General features: G+C 39.0%; 16 protein-coding genes and 1 pseudogene. 8 read left to right on the forward strand and 9 right to left on the reverse strand.

Going from position 1 to position 19342, the window contains the following annotated elements; all coding sequences use genetic code 11:
* Window positions 1–487: 487 nt before the first annotated feature.
* From G5T77_RS15640 to G5T77_RS15650, 3 genes are all read left to right on the forward strand, one after another.
* Window positions 488–1732: a carbohydrate porin gene (locus G5T77_RS15640; protein WP_166137191.1), complete on the forward strand. Its 1245-nt coding sequence runs from the start codon at window positions 488–490 to the stop codon at window positions 1730–1732.
* A gap of 165 nt (window positions 1733–1897) precedes the next feature.
* Window positions 1898–4300, forward strand: a complete 2403-nt coding sequence (locus tag G5T77_RS15645; protein ID WP_166137194.1) for a glucose/quinate/shikimate family membrane-bound PQQ-dependent dehydrogenase — start codon at window positions 1898–1900, stop codon at window positions 4298–4300.
* Between the two features lie 232 nt (window positions 4301–4532).
* Complete coding sequence (locus tag G5T77_RS15650) at window positions 4533–6653, forward strand: TonB-dependent receptor (protein WP_166137197.1); 2121 nt, start codon at window positions 4533–4535, stop codon at window positions 6651–6653.
* 266 nt (window positions 6654–6919) lie between these two features.
* Here the strand turns inward: G5T77_RS15650 and G5T77_RS15655 are convergent.
* Window positions 6920–7324: pseudogene (locus G5T77_RS15655) on the reverse strand (tautomerase family protein).
* Between the two features lie 183 nt (window positions 7325–7507).
* On the opposite strand from G5T77_RS15655, the gene G5T77_RS15660 reads away from it, so the two are divergent.
* The gene (locus G5T77_RS15660; RefSeq protein ID WP_004785797.1) at window positions 7508–7798 is read left to right on the forward strand and encodes a hypothetical protein; all 291 of its coding nucleotides are present in this window, start codon (window positions 7508–7510) and stop codon (window positions 7796–7798) included.
* A gap of 204 nt (window positions 7799–8002) precedes the next feature.
* Here the strand turns inward: G5T77_RS15660 and G5T77_RS15665 are convergent, their stop codons facing one another.
* The 4 genes from G5T77_RS15665 to G5T77_RS15680 form a co-directional block, all read right to left on the reverse strand.
* The gene (locus G5T77_RS15665) at window positions 8003–8446 is read right to left on the reverse strand and encodes a BLUF domain-containing protein (protein ID WP_166137200.1); all 444 of its coding nucleotides are present in this window, start codon (window positions 8444–8446) and stop codon (window positions 8003–8005) included.
* Between the two features lie 211 nt (window positions 8447–8657).
* Window positions 8658–9668, reverse strand: a complete 1011-nt coding sequence (locus G5T77_RS15670; RefSeq protein WP_159123551.1) for an HlyD family secretion protein — start codon at window positions 9666–9668, stop codon at window positions 8658–8660.
* A 34-nt stretch (window positions 9669–9702) separates the two neighbouring features.
* Window positions 9703–9903: a DUF1656 domain-containing protein gene (locus tag G5T77_RS15675; protein ID WP_166137203.1), complete on the reverse strand. Its 201-nt coding sequence runs from the start codon at window positions 9901–9903 to the stop codon at window positions 9703–9705.
* A 3-nt stretch (window positions 9904–9906) separates the two neighbouring features.
* Window positions 9907–11982 carry an FUSC family protein gene (locus tag G5T77_RS15680; RefSeq protein WP_166137206.1) on the reverse strand — a complete coding sequence of 692 codons (2076 nt, stop codon included), beginning with the start codon at window positions 11980–11982 and terminating at the stop codon, window positions 9907–9909.
* A gap of 424 nt (window positions 11983–12406) precedes the next feature.
* Here G5T77_RS15680 and G5T77_RS15685 point away from each other — a divergent pair, with 424 nt between their 5' ends.
* Window positions 12407–13201, forward strand: coding sequence for an IclR family transcriptional regulator C-terminal domain-containing protein (locus tag G5T77_RS15685; RefSeq protein ID WP_166137209.1), 795 nt, complete (start codon window positions 12407–12409; stop codon window positions 13199–13201).
* 361 nt (window positions 13202–13562) lie between these two features.
* Here the strand turns inward: G5T77_RS15685 and G5T77_RS15690 are convergent, their stop codons facing one another.
* Window positions 13563–14492 carry a LysR family transcriptional regulator gene (locus tag G5T77_RS15690; protein WP_166137211.1) on the reverse strand — a complete coding sequence of 310 codons (930 nt, stop codon included), beginning with the start codon at window positions 14490–14492 and terminating at the stop codon, window positions 13563–13565.
* A gap of 134 nt (window positions 14493–14626) precedes the next feature.
* Between G5T77_RS15690 and G5T77_RS15695 the strand changes: the two genes are divergently transcribed.
* From G5T77_RS15695 to G5T77_RS15705, 3 genes are all read left to right on the forward strand, one after another.
* Window positions 14627–15055 carry a DMT family transporter gene (locus G5T77_RS15695; protein WP_034170896.1) on the forward strand — a complete coding sequence of 143 codons (429 nt, stop codon included), beginning with the start codon at window positions 14627–14629 and terminating at the stop codon, window positions 15053–15055.
* Window positions 15056–15067: 12 nt separating this feature from the next.
* Window positions 15068–15532 (forward strand): DMT family transporter, encoded by a 465-nt coding sequence (locus G5T77_RS15700; protein ID WP_034170895.1) that lies wholly within the window; start codon window positions 15068–15070, stop codon window positions 15530–15532.
* Window positions 15533–15652: 120 nt separating this feature from the next.
* Window positions 15653–16351, forward strand: a complete 699-nt coding sequence (locus G5T77_RS15705) for a DUF1826 domain-containing protein (protein ID WP_166137214.1) — start codon at window positions 15653–15655, stop codon at window positions 16349–16351.
* A gap of 65 nt (window positions 16352–16416) precedes the next feature.
* Here the strand turns inward: G5T77_RS15705 and G5T77_RS15710 are convergent, their stop codons facing one another.
* The 3 genes from G5T77_RS15710 to G5T77_RS15720 all read right to left on the reverse strand — a co-directional run bounded on the left by G5T77_RS15710 (window position 16417) and on the right by G5T77_RS15720 (window position 19068).
* On the reverse strand, window positions 16417–16911 hold the full coding sequence (locus G5T77_RS15710) for a flavin reductase (RefSeq protein ID WP_159123555.1): 495 nt from the start codon (window positions 16909–16911) through the stop codon (window positions 16417–16419).
* Between the two features lie 87 nt (window positions 16912–16998).
* A complete protein-coding gene (locus G5T77_RS15715) occupies window positions 16999–18027 on the reverse strand; it encodes a methionine synthase (protein ID WP_166137217.1) in 1029 nt (342 codons plus the stop codon).
* A gap of 42 nt (window positions 18028–18069) precedes the next feature.
* On the reverse strand, window positions 18070–19068 hold the full coding sequence (locus G5T77_RS15720; RefSeq protein WP_166137220.1) for a putative oxygenase MesX: 999 nt from the start codon (window positions 19066–19068) through the stop codon (window positions 18070–18072).
* Window positions 19069–19342 lie beyond the last annotated feature (274 nt).

A 19342-nucleotide genomic window follows, 5' to 3' on the forward strand; every position in this document is an offset into this window, starting at 1 on the left:
AGTGTCAACACACCCTAATATGAATAGCCAATAATTATAATTTTTACATATATTTAAACTTTATTTAGCAGATATCACTCTTTATCTTATTTAATGGGTTTAAGTACCTATATAGATCTAGTTTTTTCTCAATTTTCCTCGCTAAGAAACCCAAGAATAGAACGGCAATGACCATCAAGTTTTAGTATATAAAATGAGCAAAAGACCAAATATTTTTTTATTACGCAATTCGAATTGGTAAATTTTTGTACAAAAGAACTGATGTAGAAAAATTATTTATAGGTAGTATTATTTTTATTAATATTATATTTAATTCCTCTTAAATTATTGAATTTAAAATTTAAAATTTTCTTAAATTAAAATTAACAAAAGGATTAGATTAGCTAAACTTCATAACATTATTAATACTTTTCCTTCATTATTTGAAACTAAAAAATTAAATGAGTGTACTATATTTAGTAAAAACGTGATTAAGGTGAAGCATTTAATGTCTATTTCTCCCTTATCTAAGGCTGTCTATACATCCTTAGTTGGATTGCTATTGGCAAATACAACTACCCAGGCCGCTGATGCATTTAGTGCAGAAAGTCCGTGGATGTTGGGTGACTGGAATGGTCAGCGTATCCAGCTTCATGAACAGGGCTATAATTTTAGCTTTGGATATACAGGTGAAATGGCGACTTTACTTGACGCGAAACGCTCAAATAGCCATGGCACAGAATATACCGGTCAGTTAAACCTGAATGCTCATCTGGATCTGGAAAAAATTGCTGGCTGGCAAGACACTGAAGCACAAGTTACGGTGACTCATCGTGATGGCCGTAATCTTTCGAATACTTCTGATGCGCTTACAGGACATTTAAGTTCAGTTCAGGAAGTATGGGGCCGCGGTCAAACCTGGCGTCTAACAGATTTCTGGATCAAGAAACAATTCCTGGATCAAAAACTGGATGTCAAAGTCGGACGTTTTGGTGAAGGTGAAGACTTTAACAGTTTCGATTGTGATTTCCAGAATCTGGCATTGTGTGGTTCACAAGTGGGTAACTGGGTAGGAGATCAATGGTATAACTGGCCAGTTTCTCAATGGGCTGCGCGGGTTAAATATAACGTTACCCCGGAAGTTTATACTCAGGTAGGGGTTTATGAATACAACCCTGAGAATCTGGAGCGCGGCAAAGGCTTTAACCTGAGCACAGACGGCTCTAAAGGCGCGATCATTCCTGCAGAAGTAGTCTGGACACCGAAACTGGGTGAGCAAAAACTGCCAGGTGAATATCGTGCTGGTTATTACTACAGCACCGCTGATGTAGATGTCATTGATACAAATTCAGATGCTAAAGGTCATCATCACGGGGGCTGGATCTTAGCGAAACAACAAATCACTGCACATCCTGGGGATACTTCTCGTGGTTTAAGTGGTTTCGTGAACGTCACTGTTCATGATTCTAAAACCAACCAAGTTAGTGATATGCAAAATATCGGTCTTGTCTACAAAGGTGTGATGGATGCCCGTCCACAGGATGAAATCGCTTTGGGTGTTGCCCGTATCAATATGAACAATGATGTATTGGGTAACCGTAGTGAAGAAGTCGATGCGGAAATCTATTACGGCATTCATGCAACTAACTGGCTGACCATCCGTCCAAACCTGCAATATGTCCATCATGTCGGTGCATATAAAGACGGTGAAAATGTTTGGGTGGGTGGAATCAAGTTTAATACGTCGTTCTAATCGGAGTTTTTAGTTGCAAATACACAATGATTCTTCCATTACTTTGGGGCATTGATGAACTGATACTCCAAGTATTCATGTATTTATAACTAAGAACTTAACAATATGGTGTCTATGCCGCTTAAGTGCTTAGACGTTCAAGAAATCAAAAAAAAGGTGTTCAATATGAATACTTCGTCTTCAGGTTCAGTACTGAAAACGATTCTGGCAGCTATTGCTGCCATTTTCGGTTTGGTTCTGCTATTTGGAGGAATATATCTGGCAACACTTGGTGGGTCTTGGTACTACATCATTGCCGGTCTGTTCTTCCTGGCGACAGCCGTGTTATTACAAAAACGTAAAAGCACAGCCCTTATTGTTTATGCAGTATTGGTCCTTGGTACAGTGGTATGGGGTCTTTGGGAAGTGGGTTCAGACTTCTTTGCACTGGCACCACGTCTAGATATTTTAGGCCTATTCGGTCTGGCTCTGCTGATTCCTGCAGTAACTCGCGGTTTTGGCGACAGCAAAGCTGCAAAAATGGCGCTGACTGGCTCGCTGGCAATTACGATTGCTGTCATGATTTATTCTGTATTTAATGATCCGCAAGAAATCCGTGGCGAATTAAAATCACAGCAACCTGCAGTCCATCAATCTATTCCAGGTATTGCCGATGAAGATTGGCCTGCTTATGGTCGTACTCAGTCAGGTTTACGTTATTCTCCATTAAAACAGATCAATTCTGAAAATGTAAAAGATCTTGAACTGGCTTGGGAATTCCGTACTGGCGATACTAAAACAGATAAAGACTCTGGTGAAACGACCAATCAGGTGACTCCAATTAAAGTGGGGAACAACCTGTTCATGTGTTCAACTCACCAATATCTGATTGCACTTGATCCTGCGACTGGTAAGGAGAAATGGCGCTTCGATCCTAAACTGAAAGCGGACAATACCTTCCAGCATTTAACTTGTCGTGGCGTATCTTATTATAATGCGAACAATACTGCAGGTTTTGAAAGCAGTCTGGCTGCACGTTCAACAACTTCTGCTGAATGTCCTCAGAAAGTGATCTTACCGGTCAATGATGGACGTCTGGTCGCAGTGAATGCGACTACTGGTAAAGTATGTTCTGACTTTGGTAACAATGGTGAAGTTGATCTGCAAAAAGACATGCCATTTCCATATCCAGGCGGTTATAACCCGACTTCACCTCCAGTGATCACAGGTACAACCATCATTATCGCGGGTTCAACGACGGATAACTACTCAACTGAAGAACCTTCAGGTGTAATCCGTGGTTATGACGTAAATACCGGTGAATTATTATGGGTATTTGATACTGGCGCAGAAGATCCAAACGCGATTCCAGCTCCAGGACAAAAATTTGTAAACAATTCGCCAAACGCATGGGCACCATTGGCTTATGATGCACAGTTGGATATTGTCTATGTACCAACAGGTGTAGGTACACCGGATATCTACGGTGGTCACCGTACTGAGCTAGATGAGCGTTATGCGAACTCAATGCTGGCACTGAATGCGTCAACTGGTAAATTGATCTGGAACTTCCAGACGACCCATCATGACCTTTGGGATATGGATGTACCAGCTCAACCGACATTGACTGATATCAAAGACAAAAACGGGAACATGGTTCCAGCGATCTATGTGCTGACCAAAACCGGTAATGCCTTTGTGTTAGACCGTCGTACAGGTGAAGCGATCGTTCCGATTACTGAAAAACCAGTACCTCAGTCAGTAAAACGCGGTCCGCAAACTAAAGGCGAGTGGTATTCAAAAACTCAACCATTTTCAGACTTTAATCTGGCACCTAAAGATAAATTGACTGATAAAGACATGTGGGGTGCCACTATGTTTGACCAGTTGATGTGTCGTGTATCGTTCAAGAAATTAAACTATGACGGTATTTATACACCTCCATCTGAAAATGGTACGTTGGTGTTCCCAGGTAACCTCGGTGTATTCGAATGGGGCGGTATGTCAGTCAACCCAGATCGTCAAATTGCATTGACCAATCCAATTGGTTTGCCATTCGTGACTCGCTTGATTCCTGCTGATCCTAACCGTAAGCAGACTGCCAAAGGTGCAGGTACTGAAGCGGGGGTACAGCCAATGTATGGCGTGCCTTATGGTGTTGAAATCAGTGCCTTCCTGTCTCCATTCGGCTTGCCATGTAAGCAACCTGCATGGGGTTATGTGGCTGGTGTTGATCTGACCAATCATGAAATCGCTTGGAAACGTCGTATCGGTACGATTCGTGACAGTATGCCGGGCATTCCATTGCCTCCATTTAAAATGGGTGTACCAATGTTAGGTGGTCCAATCTCGACTGCAGGTAATGTGATGTTTGTCGGTGCAACTCAAGACAATTACATCCGTGCGATCAACGTGACTAATGGTGATGAGCTGTGGAAAGGTCGTCTGCCTGCAGGTGGTCAAGCGACGCCAATGACTTATGAAGCCAATGGTAAGCAGTATGTTGTGATTATGGCGGGTGGTCACGGTTCCTTCGGTACCAAAATGGGTGATTCTTTGGTTGCCTATGCACTACCTGACAATAAATAATGAAGTTTTATAGTTAAGTAAAAAAGCCTGATTCGTCAAGCTTTTTTATGCAAAATACAGGCTGTTATGACAATAAAGCTTGATTAGAAAATCATGAACCTTTAGCTCAGCTTTCCTGCAAGTATTCAGTTTGATCTTATGCAGATGCTGAGTCTTTAAAATTAATAAGACACTTTTAAAACGTTTGAACTCCCATGGCATGAGTGAATGCCAGATATTAGGAATATTAGCTATGCACCTTCATACCACGCGGTTGCCGATGAAATCGACTTTATCCTGTCTGATTGCTTGTATCAGTCAAGGAATTTATGCGGAAGAACCGGTTACAGAGGTACAGCGACTGGCTCCCATTGTGGTTGAAGCAACCCGTACAGATCGTGCCATTCTGGAAACCCCGGCATCTGCCTATTATCTGAATCAGGAACAACAAAATAGCTTAAATGTAAACCTGTCTGAAACCTTAAAAGGTGTACCAGGTTTACAGCTGAATAACCGCGAAAATTATGCTCAGGATCTACAGATCTCAATGCGGGGCTTCGGTGCACGTTCGACTTTCGGTGTTCGAGGGGTACGTTTATATGTCGATGGTATTCCTGCGACTATGCCAGATGGGCAGGGGCAAACCTCGAATATTGACTTGAATAGTTTGGATCATATTGAAGTGCTGAGTGGTCCATTTTCCTCGCTATATGGTAATTCTTCTGGTGGAACCATCCTGACACAAAGCCGTGAAGGACAGGGACCTGATTCAGTCACTTTAGGATATTCGGGTGGCAGTCAGAATAAAGGCCAAACGAACCTGGTGCTACAAGGTGGTTCAGAGAATGCTTCTGAACCAAGCTATATCATCAGTTCATCTTATTTTGATACCGATGGTTTCCGTGATCATAGTGGTGCACATAAAGTACTGAACAATGCCAAGCTGACTTGGGATCTGGACGATGGCTCTAAAATTAACTGGGTCAATAACTATGTCAAAATTGCAGCAGATGATCCAGGTGGTTTAACTCGAGATCAATGGAAGGCTAATCCTAAACAAGCAGTAAAAGGTGTCTTAGATTACAACGCTCGCAAGGAAATTGAGCAAATACAGACAGGAGTAACTTGGAATAAACCAATTAATGATTTAAATGAAGTTTATGCAATGTTCTATGCTGGGCAACGTTCTGTAACTCAATATCAATCAACTCCAAAAGTAAATCAAGAACCTGCTAATCATGCAGGTGGTGTCATTGATTTTGATCGTAATTTCTATGGAACAGATATACGTTGGACAGGTAAAGAAATCTTACCGAATTTAAAACTCATTGCTGGGGTGGCAATTGATGCAATGACAGAAGATCGTAAGGGATATAACAACTATATTGGTGAAAATACGTTTGGAGTTAAAGGTGATTTACGTCGTGATGAAGACAATACGCTTTGGAATGCAGATCCTTATATTCAAGCATCCTATAACTTTACGCCAGATTGGACTTTAGATGCTGGTTTGCGTTATAGCAATGTACATTTTAAATCTGAAGATCATTACCTAAGCAATGGCGATAATTCAGGTAAAACGACTTATGAGCAAGTACTGCCTTCATTTGCAGTAAGTTGGAAAATTCTTCCTGAATTAATCACTTATGCAAGCTATGCACAAGGTTTTGAAACACCAACATTTACCGAAATGGCTTATCCAGCAGATGGAAGTACACGAAAATTTGACTTAAAGGCATCAGAAAGTGAAACCTATGAAATTGGGACGAAATCTGATACTTCATTTGGACAATTTACCGCTGCAGCCTTTTATACAACAACTGAAAATGACATTGTCTCTGCTGGAAGTGATAATGGACGTTCAACCTTCCGTAATGCAGATAAAACCCTAAGAAAAGGATTAGAGCTATCTTGGAGTAAAGACCTGTGGCGTAATCTGGCAGCACAAGCCAGCTATAGCTATATTGATGCAAAATTTGATGCAAATATTCCCGCTGAGGGGGCTGTAGCTGCAGTTCCAAAAGATAACTATATTCCCGGCATTGCTAAGAATCAGGCTTTCTTAAGCTTGGGTTGGAAACCTGAAAATGGTTTAAGTGCAGGTATAGATGTTCGTTATAGTGATAAGATTTATGTAAATGATGTGAATTCAGACTTTGCACCCAGCTATACAGTTACTGCAGCAAATATAGGATATAGCTGGACAGTGAATGATTGGGCTTTTAATACTTTTACACGTATAGATAACTTATTTGATAAAAACTATTCAGGCTCAGTTATTGTGAATGATATGACCAAACCAATAGGCCGTTACTTTGAACCAGCAGAAGGTCGTAACTGGAGTGCTGGATTAAGCGTGACAAAAGAGTTTTAATTTAAATCTGACTTAAGCTTTCTCAATTTATTCAAGATCCATGTTCACATGTGTATGTCCGCCAAGATCAGCAATAAGTGCGAATCTAAGGCGGACATTTCTATTTGAATCTAATATATAGTGCATTTCGTATAATGTATATTATGTTAAATAAGATATTATGCATATAGCCTATTCCTGTATGTAGCACTCACCAATTAGTTAATATGTCTTTTTCATCCTAGTCATGTTAAACGTAGATATTAAGATTAGTCTTAAGGTTTTCTTTATACATAACTTACTAAGATATTTACCTCGTAACCTAGATGAAGCTCATCCGCAATTTTCCCTCGAACACCCCAATTTTCTTTTAGGAGTTTCAAATATAGTTATTTGAATATCATTAGATTTAATTTCACATAAATGACTTATATTTTTAAATAAAGCCAAAACAAATGCTTTCTTGGTCTCTTTTGTTCTTCCTTCAAATATTGAAATCTCGATAATGATATAAAATCTAGATCGATTCTTTAGGTAAATAAAATTTTCAGACTCTAAAGGTATAAATCGTTGAAAAATCTTTTGTCGGGACAACTTAGCTTTTTGATTAAAGCTTGATGGATAGCTTTAATCAGTTCTATTCTATGTACTTCGATTGTTTCATGTAAAGCATAAATTTTTATTTGAGACATTGTTTTCTACGCGCTTATAGTTAAAGTTTTAATTATAGTTAGCACTTTAATCTGGCCGACGTTGTAGTACAGCATCATTCATAAAAAGTTCAATTATTTATACAAAACAACTAAATGCTGCCCTGTCTAAATTGATAAAATTCTGGTCCTCTATAAAAAACTTGAAGATTGATAAGGACTAAAGTGAACAGACAACATGATTTACCTGAACTAAGTAAATATAGTGAGTTAAGTAGCGATGAACAAGTAGCTATTCATCAAATGCTTATCTCTTACGTACGCTCAGATCACTTTTATAATATTATCTTGACTCACAATGTTGAACCCTATGACTTGGTTAAGCTTGTAAGTATTAGTTTTGAGAATAGAGATGCAGCTATCTGGGTTCATTTCGAAACAATAACGGCTGAAAGACTAACTATGCCTCTCGATTTTATTTCAAGAATAGAAATATGTAATCAGGAAATATTTTAAATACTGAGACTTGAAGTGTTGAAATTTATTTAAGTTGCCTCGGAATTTTAAATCTATTAAAAAATAGAGACGGTTAACCCTCTCTATTTTTTAAAACTAAAAATTTAATTATTTTATAAATTTCAATAACTTAAAATTATAAATATAGCATATAATATATCAATTTCTTTAAATTAACATATCACATGTTACATCTTAATTTGATTAGGCCATCACCTGGGCTTTGTATAAATCATCTTCGTGCTGTCTGAGTAATTCTATAAAAGCAGGAATAGTATCTGGATCCAGGAGATAAGGATTAAATCCATCATGATGATTCTTGATAAAGAACTCAATGAGATCATTATGGACATTGGCATACTTCATGTGCCAACTAGAGAAAAGATATGAGTCAATTAGTTCATAAGAAAGAATTTCACAGTTCTTATGGCGTGGATCTTTAACTATTCGATTATAGAAAAGGTCTTTTACATCTTCTTCAGTACCTTCCAAACACTGGACAAAATAATTATTACCAAAATAGAGCGCGCCATAAATTTTGTGTAACTCATTAAATTCTAAGGCTTCTGTTAAAATATTATAAAGTTCAGAAGTAGAATATCTCTCATCTTTGAACTTACTTACATATAAAAGCCTTACATCATTCATAATAAAAATTTCCTCCTGCTTAAAAAAGGTCCATATGAAAATATAAAAATTTGAACAAATGGTCAATTAAAATGTAATGACAAGGTAATTTAATGGTCAAATTACATACTTCTTATTATTACCTTTTTTATATAGCTGTTTGATCTTTTTAAATCAGGATTCATAAAAAGGTTCTCTTTTCGTAAAGAACCTTGTGTTATTGAATTACAGGTCAGTTTTTTCCTTGCTTTTCTATATGCACTGTTGCTGTTCGCCCTGCAACGAAGGCAAGTTCATTCTTTGGTAATTCATCCAGAATAATCTTAACAGGGACACGTTGGGCTAAACGCACCCAACTAAAGGTTGGATTTACATTCGCTAAAAGACCTGAACCAGCAGTACGTTCGCGATCTTCAATCCCAGAAGCAATACCTTGCACATGGCCCTTAAGTTTTTGCGAATCACCCATCAGCTGAATTGTAGCTGGTGCTCCCACATAAATTTTATCTAGTTTGGTTTCTTCAAAATAACCCACTACATAGAGTTGTTTGCGATCTAGTAATGCTGCAACCGCTTGGCCAACTTTGACATAGTTCCCTTCTTTTAATTCAAAATTTGATAATGTCCCATTTGCTGGAGCAACAACTTCTGAACGATGTAAATTAAGTTGCGCGAGATTGAGGTTATTCTCGGCGACTTGTATTAGTGCTTTTTGCTGTTCGATATTCGCTTTTGCCTGTTCGATTGCAGCTAAGGACTGCTCATGCTCGGCATGTGATTCATCTCGTGCAGCAAAAATCTGATCCTGTTCCTGTTTTGAAATAGCACCATCCATTAAGCTTGAATAACGGTTCGCATTTTTGTCTGCCAGATGAATACTCGCCTGGGATTTCACGACATTGGCTTTAGCATTCGCCAGTTCAGCCTCAGCTTGCGCTAAACCTGCTTTTGCTTTCGCAAGATCCGCACGAGCCTCTTCAACATCCAGTTCTTGACGTTCAACATCAATTTTAAATAATGGCTGCCCTTTCTTGATGGTCTGGTTATCTTGCACCAGTACTTCTGTGACCAGGCCTGAAATATCTGATGACACCTGAATTACATCACCACGTACACGCCCGTCCCTCGTCCATGGTTCAGAATTATAATAATTCCAGATATGTCGAATCACTAAAATGGCGAGAACAGCCACTACCGTCAAAAGTACAGGTCGCAAATATTTGCGTAAATTGACAGATGTCATATACGGTTTTCCTCAATCATTTTAATATCAGGCCTCATAGTAATAAGCCTGCCCAATGGACGGCGCCCAGCAAAAGTACGTAAATGCATAAGTAGAAGATATTTGGCATGATGATCCAGTCATTCGCGATTAGCCTGTCTAGCCATTTCATCAAGATTCTAAGCAGAACATAGGCAATCACAGCTTGAATTAATAAAATCGGCACATACACACCATAGATATTCAGCTCTCCCATGTATTAATCTCCTGCGCCTACATATCTTGGCGGTGTCTTGATATGACATAAGCTGCTACGAATATTGTTGAGTGAAATATGCAGCCGTTCTACAACATCTGTATGTTCCTGCATGATGAGATCTGCTTCTAGAGCCTGTATGTTGTTAATTAACTGTGTGAAGGCAGCATCATAATTTTGTCCAATTTCTTTGGCACGAAAATATTCATCCAGCTGTATTTGAAGATCTTCGAGTTGCTGGGTCAAAGGCTGCTGTTCAGGTAACTTGAGTATGAGTTCCTGTAACCGTGCCAGATCCACGACGGCGCTGGATTCAATGAGTGCTTGATTGATTTTATTTTTCAGATCTTCAGATTCTACTGCTTTAGTATTCAATACCCCGATGCGGTCAATCATCGTACGTAAATGGATACGGAACCGTACCCCATAAGGAATATACAGTGCCTGACGAATGGCTCGGTTATGAATAGCCAAAATGCGCTGTACGGTTATATCTGGCGACATTGCACGGATCATATGGATAATAAATACAGCGATGATTGGCCCGATCACTGTACCAATTGCTGCATCGAAGAAAGAAATTTGATCCAGGGTATAACGGTTCTGAAAATTCAGCCCCATGATCGTACCCATCAACAAAGGCAAACCAATTCCAACCAAGGGTGGATGCAAAAAAAGCATGAGGCAATATATGCAGAATGGTGCAAGTACAAGCGCTAACTGCCAGAATTCTATAATATTTGGAAAAATTCCATAGGCATATATGAAGATCACGATCGAAGCATATAAGCTACTACGAATAAACAGCTTCAATGCAGGCACCGGATTATCCAGCGCCGTTAAGATACATGCACTGATCGCAGCCATTTCAGCCAGCATAAATCCTGCTTTCCAGCCGCTTAAGATCCAAAAGGCAGTAGCAATAAAAACAGTGAGGCATGCAGAAACCCCGCCCCGCACCGCTACGCCATGATCACGATGCAGAGTTGGATAGTTTGTAGTAAGTGGAACAATCATTTCAGGCAGTGAAGTATCCCCTTGTTGGATTCGCTGCCAGATCAACTTAATTGCATGGATATTCTGAATAAAATGACGGATATCCATTTTCAAACTTTTCAATATTACAATTTGCTCATCTTTTAAATGTTCAAAAATTTTTAGGAAATCTATTTCAAAATCAGTAGGAAGCTGATTCAATTCAGACTCTTTCAATAGATGTTCATCTGTTAGATATGTATTAATTTTGGAATGTAAATCTGCCAATGACTGGCGATATCCTGTATCAATGAAGTCTAACTGTTGCATGCGTTCAGACATCGCCACCAAATTACTCACCAGCATTGTGATCTGGTTCAGCATTTCCTGCAGTGGTTTGGTCATTCCCTGTAGAGCCGACTTTTCATAGCTTAAATGCACAGCCATGACATGAATATCTGCAATATCTGCAGCCAATTGGCTTAAAGCTTTTGTATAGTTCTGATCTTGACGTGGTTCCAATAGAATTTTATTAAAAATCTGCTGAGTATCCGCTAAGGTTTTACTGACACGACTTTTCACTGCGGGGCCAATATGCATTGGAAATATGGTCGTCGTCACAATCGCGCTGCAAACGACGCCAATAGTAATTTCCAGAAAGCGTCCTACCGCCATATCAAATAATGAGGCAGTATCAATAAAGTAAATGATATTGAAGCAGATAATGACCGTCGTATATCCAGCCAACATCAATATATAACTGCGCGGTGTACGATCAAGCAGAGAGAAATATAAGCAAAGACCAACCCAACAGGATAAAAACAGCGTAAACAACCACGGTGTATTGATTAGCCAAGGAGTAACTGCAACTGCCACAATTGCGCCTAATAAAGTACCTAGTACACGATAGATACTTTTTGAAGCGGTCATCCCCGTATAAGGATTGGCAATAACGAAAACTGTGCCAATCGCCCAAATCGGATAAGCAAGATCCAAACTCAACGCAACGTAGAGCGCCAAAATACCAGCCACAAACGTTTTAGTCGCAAAAATCCAGTCCATTTTATTTGGACGAAATACGAGTAAAGATTTTATAAGCAGCATGGTTTCTCTCTAAGAGCTTATTTTATTTTCTAAAGCAAATAACCTGCCCACCAAGCCCAAAGAACTCAGTGACAAAATTTTTACTTGTTGAAAGTCTATAAAATTAGAATATTCAGCTGATTAAACTGAAACTGGTTGATGAAAATATAAAAAGCAAAAGATAATGCTTTGCTTAATTATTCATCATTGGATATTTGTGTAAGTAATTTTTTCAAATAAACGCTTTATTGTCAATAAAAATATCTCTATATGAGAATAAGTATGATTTTTATCATTGCATAGGCCGTTAAGCTGGATATTTATCTCTTTTCTTCCTATATCCTCATGATTCGAGAATTTTAGGTAAATAGTTGCCTCTACTACCCTCTTTTAAGCTAAAGTGAGTCATCACCTTTTTCAATAGTCAGCACTTCAGGTTTTTTTTATGGCGCAAGCAAGTTTTGGAAAAATTCTTACGGTTCTCGATCTATTTTCGTTATCACGTTCAGTGATTAATGTAGATATCATCAGTGAAGAATTAAACCTCTCCAAACCTACCAGTTATCGCTATTTAAAAGAATTGGTATCGGCTGAATTATTACAGCGAATCAGTGGCACATCCGGTGACTATACGCTGGGTTCGAAAATTGCTGTTCTGGATTATATTTCAAGAAAAACTGATCCTTTGGTTCAGATCAGCATTCCCTTTATGCAGGAAATCGTCGAACGGACTGAGTTCTCTTGTATATTGACTCATCTCAATTATGATTCTTGTATCGACTTACATGACGAAGTCTTTAAAAATGCACATCTGCTTTCATTCGGACGCGGTTGTCCACGTCCTGTCTATGTAGGTTCATCTTCAAAAGTCATCATGGCACATTTACCGAAACAAGTGTTGCTTGACTATTATCAACGTTATGCAGATGCATTTGCAGAAGTGGGATTTGTGCAGAATGAAACCGCTTTTCTGGAACAAATGAGAAAGATCAAAAAACACGGATATTATTATTCTAGTGGTGAACTTGATCCTCAAGTTGCAGGTTTGTCTGTACCAGTTAAATTCTCTCTTAAAGAGCCACCTTTAGCGCTTACTTTATTAGCTTCAAAAAATAGATTTGATTTTGTAAATCAGGAAAAATTAGTACAAATTCTTCAGGAGAAAGCACAGATTATTGAAAATAAGTTCCTGCACCATCCTGAAAGTACAACTGAGATTCGTAATAATTTAACCAAATAAAATTTAAATTATGTTTGAAAAACTATTTATATTCTCATAATATGATTATCAGTCTTTAAGCCATAGTATTCTTACTGAATTAAATGGCGAGAAGATTCCTCAGAGGTAAAAAAGCCTATTTCGAATGAGATAGGCTTTTTTATTTTAATTTTGGATTTATAGCAATAATGCAGATACATTTAAGGAAAGTTAAGAATTTTGCAATTGCAATGTGTAGATAAAATCTAAAATCAGAAATCTAAAAACGTATAAATTCATCCATTTTATGCTTTTCATCTTAGCTCTGCTTTAGAACCCTTCTTGATCGAAAAAAGATAACTAAGAAATCAATTAAGCTTTCTCTAATTAGATCATAAAAATTTTATAATTTAAGAATATTATCCCAGTACGGCGGATCTCCAATTTCTTTTAAAATGAAATCAAGCACAGTTCTGACTTTTTGTGAACGAATTCTGTTTTCGGGAGAAACCAGATGAATCCCTATAGAATAAGGCTCTACTGTACTGATCCAGTCAGGAAGGAGTTGAACCAGTTTATGTGTTTTGAAATAGTCTTCCATAAAAATCCAGGTTGGAAATAATACAATCCCCCGTCCTTCCAATGCCGCATCTACCAGGACTTCTGCATTATTACTTCTTAAAGGCCCTTGTGGCTCAATTAAAACCGGAGTGTCATGCTCTTGCTGACAGAAATACCAGCGTTGGCTTCCGGAAACGCCCTTATATACCAGACATTGATGATTCTGAATCTCGTGTGGGGAATGTGGAGTTCCATACTTTCCAAGATATGCAGGACTCGCACACAGCACATATTGTTGATCACAGACCTTGCGTGCAATTAATGCTGAATCTTGTAATGAGCCAATCCTTATAGCAATGTCTACGCCTTCTTGTACAGGATCAATAAAAGTATCCGTCAAGATCAGCTCGACTGAAAGATCCGGATAGCTATCATGCAATTTATTCACTATACGCGATATATGTAGCCTTCCCAACGCAACCGCTGTATTGATACGAATTAACCCTCTGATCGCATTTTTACCAGAAATTTCTTCATTGGCCAGATCTAGCGTATCAAGCACTTCCTTAATTTGCACAAAGTACTTTTCTCCTATGTCAGTTAGCCGAACAGAGCGTGTATTACGATAAAAAAGTTGTTGCCCAATTTCCTGTTCAAGTTTGGAAATAAAACGAGATACTGAGGAAGATGGAACCTGAAAATGCTTTGCCGTAGCTGAAAAACTGCCTGTCGTTGCCACCATCACAAAATAGCGTAATGCATTGAGTTGCATACTTGATCTATCCCTGAATTTAATTCAATCATTTTATTATTGTCATAATAGCAATTATGTTTTGAAAAATTGCGGAATTGTAGCTTTTAAATAAGAGAATATAATTCGTTGCTTTCTTCCTTTGGAAAGCATATATGAAACAGTTGTGGATTTTCCCATTAGTCGTTCTTGCAGGTATGGGGTTATCTGTTGAAGCGGGTTTACTGGGTCCACTCGGGGAAGAAATTGGGCATTTCTGGGCGACCTTGGGAATTTTCGCGATCGGATCACTGCTCTTAACCTTGGGGTTGATCTTCAGCCGTCCAAAGCTTTCTCTCATGTTCAAGCAGCCACGGTGGCAACTGACTGGCGGTATATTAGGCCCTATATATGTAGTGGCTTTAACTGTAGCGACACCTCATATTGGCGTTGGCCTGACCATGGTGGGCATCCTGTTTGGCCAGGTTGCAACCAGTCTTATTATTGATCACTGGGGTTTGTTAGGTAGCCATAAACGGGCTGTAGACAAATATCGTATTGGCGCGCTGGTAGCTATTTTAGCTGCATTATGGCTTATTCAATAAGGAAGCTTCTCCATGATTTATATAATGTTATTAGTCGTTATTTTTGGCGGAGCAGTTTTATGTGCTCAATCTTCAATTAATGGTCGTCTGGGTGCTAAAGTAGGTGTATTAGAAAGTTCTTGGCTGACATTTGTCTTAGGTGCTCTAGTCAGTTTTCTAATCGCTTTCTTTCTTGAACCCAACCATGCATTGAATTTATTCACCGCACCAAGATGGCAATTAACAGGTGCATTTTTTGGCGTGGCCTATATGCTTACGATTGTATTTGCTATGCCTAGACTGGGCGCTGCTGCCACCACTGTCGCCGTCATTAGTGGCCAGTTATTAATGAGTCTGCTCATCGATCATTTTGGATGGTTGAATAATCCGGTGATTCATTTAGATGGATCCAGACTAGCAGCAATTGCCCTATTAGCTGTTGCACTATTTTTTATCTATAAAAGTAATATTGCAGCCAAAGCACAAGCTGAAAATTAAGATACTGTGAAAGGAAAGAGATTTTAGGTTTTAAAATCTCTTTTTTTATGAGCTCATAAAGTTATTTTGAGGAATCTAAGGGTAATATTAGGCATAGTTCATAAGTCATTTCACTTAAGCATGCATAATCAATTTTCAGGCAATAAACAAATTCGTGTAGTCTCAAACTTTTCAGAACTCGTTAATTCGGATTTTAAGGGTGCGATGAATGCGATTTGCTGGTCTAGAAATTTAGCGGGTGATTTTGCCGAGATCGTGAATAAGCTTCATTTACAGGAAAATATGACTGAAGTTTCAATTGATGATCTTATGAAACTCCAGCTGTCAGAAAGCGGTCATCTGGCAAGAAAGATTATCTTAGAAGATATACAGCTACTGACTGACTACGGCGCTTCCCCTTCACTCAATCTGCTCAAATGCTATGAACGGGATAATGAGCTCGATTTCATTACTACAGATGTCTATTCATTCCATGTCGATCGCTCTCCGATTGAAACAGATACTTTCTTATGTACCTATCATGGTGCTGCAAGCGATATCTTGCCTAATGATCAGGTGGAACAAAAGATTCTGATTCCAGAAATCAGGGCAAAGCTGAAAGAATTATATGATGGCCCAGAAGCCGGATTTGAAGGTTTTCTGGAAGAGTATTTCTTTGATCTGCATTATCAACCTAAGCCTAATGCAAAACCTGTAAATTTAGGTCAGGGACATCTTTGGCGATTGGCAGTCGATCATCCAGCCCAAAGAGCCCTACCTTGTGTACATCGGGCTCCGGTTGAAAATGAGGGTGAATACCGATTGCTTTTGATTTGTTAAATTCGATACAAATCTTAAAAATGAGAAAATCCACATTATCTTATTGTCATTTTTCTCATTTTCATTCAAGCAAATTCTAACTGTCCAACCGAATGGTAAGTACGATTAAAATACACCAGGCTCTGATCTTGTTCGCTCCGTTGAATCGCAACCACTCGACACATAAAGATACTATGTGTCCCTACTTGCTGGATATTCTCGATTTCACAGTCAAAACTCACTAATGCATCGCCTAGTACAGGTGAGCCTGTTTTTAGTATTGTCCAAGAACCTAATTGAAATCTTCGTTCAGAACTGAATTTGCTGGATGCGAATGCATTAGAAATCTGTTCGTGCTGTGGACCCAAGACATTCACCGACAAAATTTTGTTCTCAATAAAATGCACATGTGAACGAGATGACTGATTCATACAGACCAGCAATGTCGGTGGTGTATCAGTCACGCTGCATACTGCAGATGCCGTAAAACCATGCATTCCTGTCTCACCCGAGGTTGTAATGACATTCACTGCTGTGGTGAGTAAGGACATGGCATTTCTAAAGTCAGTCGCTTCAATCATCTCTTAAATCCCTAATTGACTATCGCTTTGATGAAGAGCGGTAAAAGTACATGTATTCCTTATACAGCTCTTAAGACAAATGAATACTCAGGCTGTCAGTTCTTGACGAACAATAGCTGCGCCAGCACTTAAAGCATTCAGTTTGCCTTGTGCGACTTGACGCGATAAAGGTGCCATACCACAGTTGGTTGAAGGATACAGCTTGTCAGCATCCACGAACTGAAGCGCCTTACGCAAAGTCTCTGCAACCTGTTCTGGTGTTTCAATTTGATTGGTTGCGACATCTATGGCGCCGACCATGACTTTTTTGCCACGAATCAATTCAATCAGATCCATTGGTACATGAGAGTTTTGGCATTCAAGTGAAACAATGTCGATCTTAGACTTTTGCAGTTTCGGAAAAATTGCTTCGTATTGGCGCCACTCTGAACCTAGAGTCTTTTTCCAGTCCGTATTGGCTTTGATACCGTAACCATAGCAGATGTGTACTGCTGTTTCACATTTCAGACCTTCAAGCGCTCGTTCTAATGTGGCAATGCCCCAGTCATTTACTTCATCAAAAAATACATTAAATGCAGGCTCATCAAACTGGATGATATCTACACCTGCTGCTTCGAGTTCAAGTGCTTCCTGATTCAGGATTTTTGCAAATTCCCAAGCCAGTTTTTCACGGCTCTTATAATGAGCATCATAAAGCGTATCGATCATGGTCATTGGACCCGGCAACGCCCATTTGATTGGCTGCTTAGTTTGACTACGCAAGAACTTGGCATCATCTACAAATACAGGTTTCTTGCGAGCGACAGCACCCACGACGGATGGCACACTCGCATCATAGCGATTTCGAATACGCACCGTCTCACGTTTCTCGAAATCAACACCTTCCAGATGTTCAATGAAGGTGGTCACAAAGTGCTGACGGGTTTGTTCACCATCACTGACGATATCAATGCCTGCCTGTAGCTGCTCATGCAGAGATAAGCTCAAAGCATCTCGCTTGGCATCAAGGAGCTGCTCGCCTTCCAGTTTCCAGGGTGACCAAAGTTGCTCAGGTTCGGCAAGCCAAGACGGTTTCGGTAAGCTGCCAGCTGTAGATGTTGGGAGTAAAATGCTCATGTCTAATCTTCTATCTCTATATTCGTTAATTTATTTCTTCATTCAGGCAGCGTGGTCTTGATGAGGATTGTCTATAGCAAAATTTGCAGCCCACTTTTCAAGAATGTCTTTATACGGCTTAATAAAATTTTCTTCCGTCCATTTGCCCTGCTTAACCGCTAATTGACTACGCTCTACACGGTCGTAAACGATTTGTGTCAACGAATAATCCTGATAATTTAAGCTTGGTTGATAGACCAAACCTGCAGGCGAATTGGTGTTGTAAATTTCAGGACGATAAATCTTCTGGAAACTTTCCATAGTGCTGATCGCACTGATAAGTTCGAAGTCCGTGTAATCACGCAATAAGTCACCGGCAAAATAGAATGCCAACGGCGCATTGCCATGTTCAGGATTGAAATAGCGAACGCTTAAGCCCATCTTCTTGAAGTATGCATCTGTACGTGAATAATCATCATTTTTATATTCCACACCGAGTACAGGATGCACATGTGCAGTACGGTAATAGGTTTTCGTGGTAGATACACTCAGGCAAATCACCGGCTGTTTCTTAAACTCGGCTTTAAACACATCTGAATGAATTAAATGCTGATAAAGTTTGCCGTGCAAATCGCCAAAGTCGTCAAGCTTTGCATCAGTTTTATCGCTGATGGATGGCAATACAACGCTAAAGTCATAATCACGTACATAAGATGAAAAGCTATTGCCAATCATGCCTTCAATGCGCTCATTGGTTTGATGATCAATGACGGTACTTTTCAGCATTTCGATAAATGGGAAAGTTTGACCATTGCCTTCAACATCAAGTTCCGCAGAGATAATGTCAATTTCAAGGGAATAACGGTCGCCTTTGGGATTATCACTTGTTGCTAATGAATTAAGACGATGATTAATCATGGCCAAAGTTCTGCGCAGATTTTCCTGGCGGCATTCACCCCGTGCCAGATTGGCAAAGTTTGTGGTTAAACGTGTGTTGTCTGCTGGTTGATAATTTTCATCGAAACGGATGCGCTTGATTGAGCATGTAAATTGATTATCCATGGAGATTCACTATCCTAAATTTTTAAATAAAGCCAAATTTCTGTATAACTTCATTTAAACGTGAATCTAGAGATGAGTAAAACGATATAAATTCAGTAAAAGATGAGAGAAATTCACTATAGATGAATTAATTGTATGAATACTTACTCAAAATTAAATAGAACAAAATACAGTTTCTCATTCAAAAATTAATGTAGATCGCCTTTTATAAAAATGAGCTATCAAATTGATTTTAAAGGCAGAAGTTATTAATATTGGCTCTAGACTAGCAAAA

Origin of the sequence: Acinetobacter sp. GFQ9D191M (assembly GCF_011174875.1) — a bacterium.
Lineage (GTDB): Bacteria > Pseudomonadota > Gammaproteobacteria > Pseudomonadales > Moraxellaceae > Acinetobacter.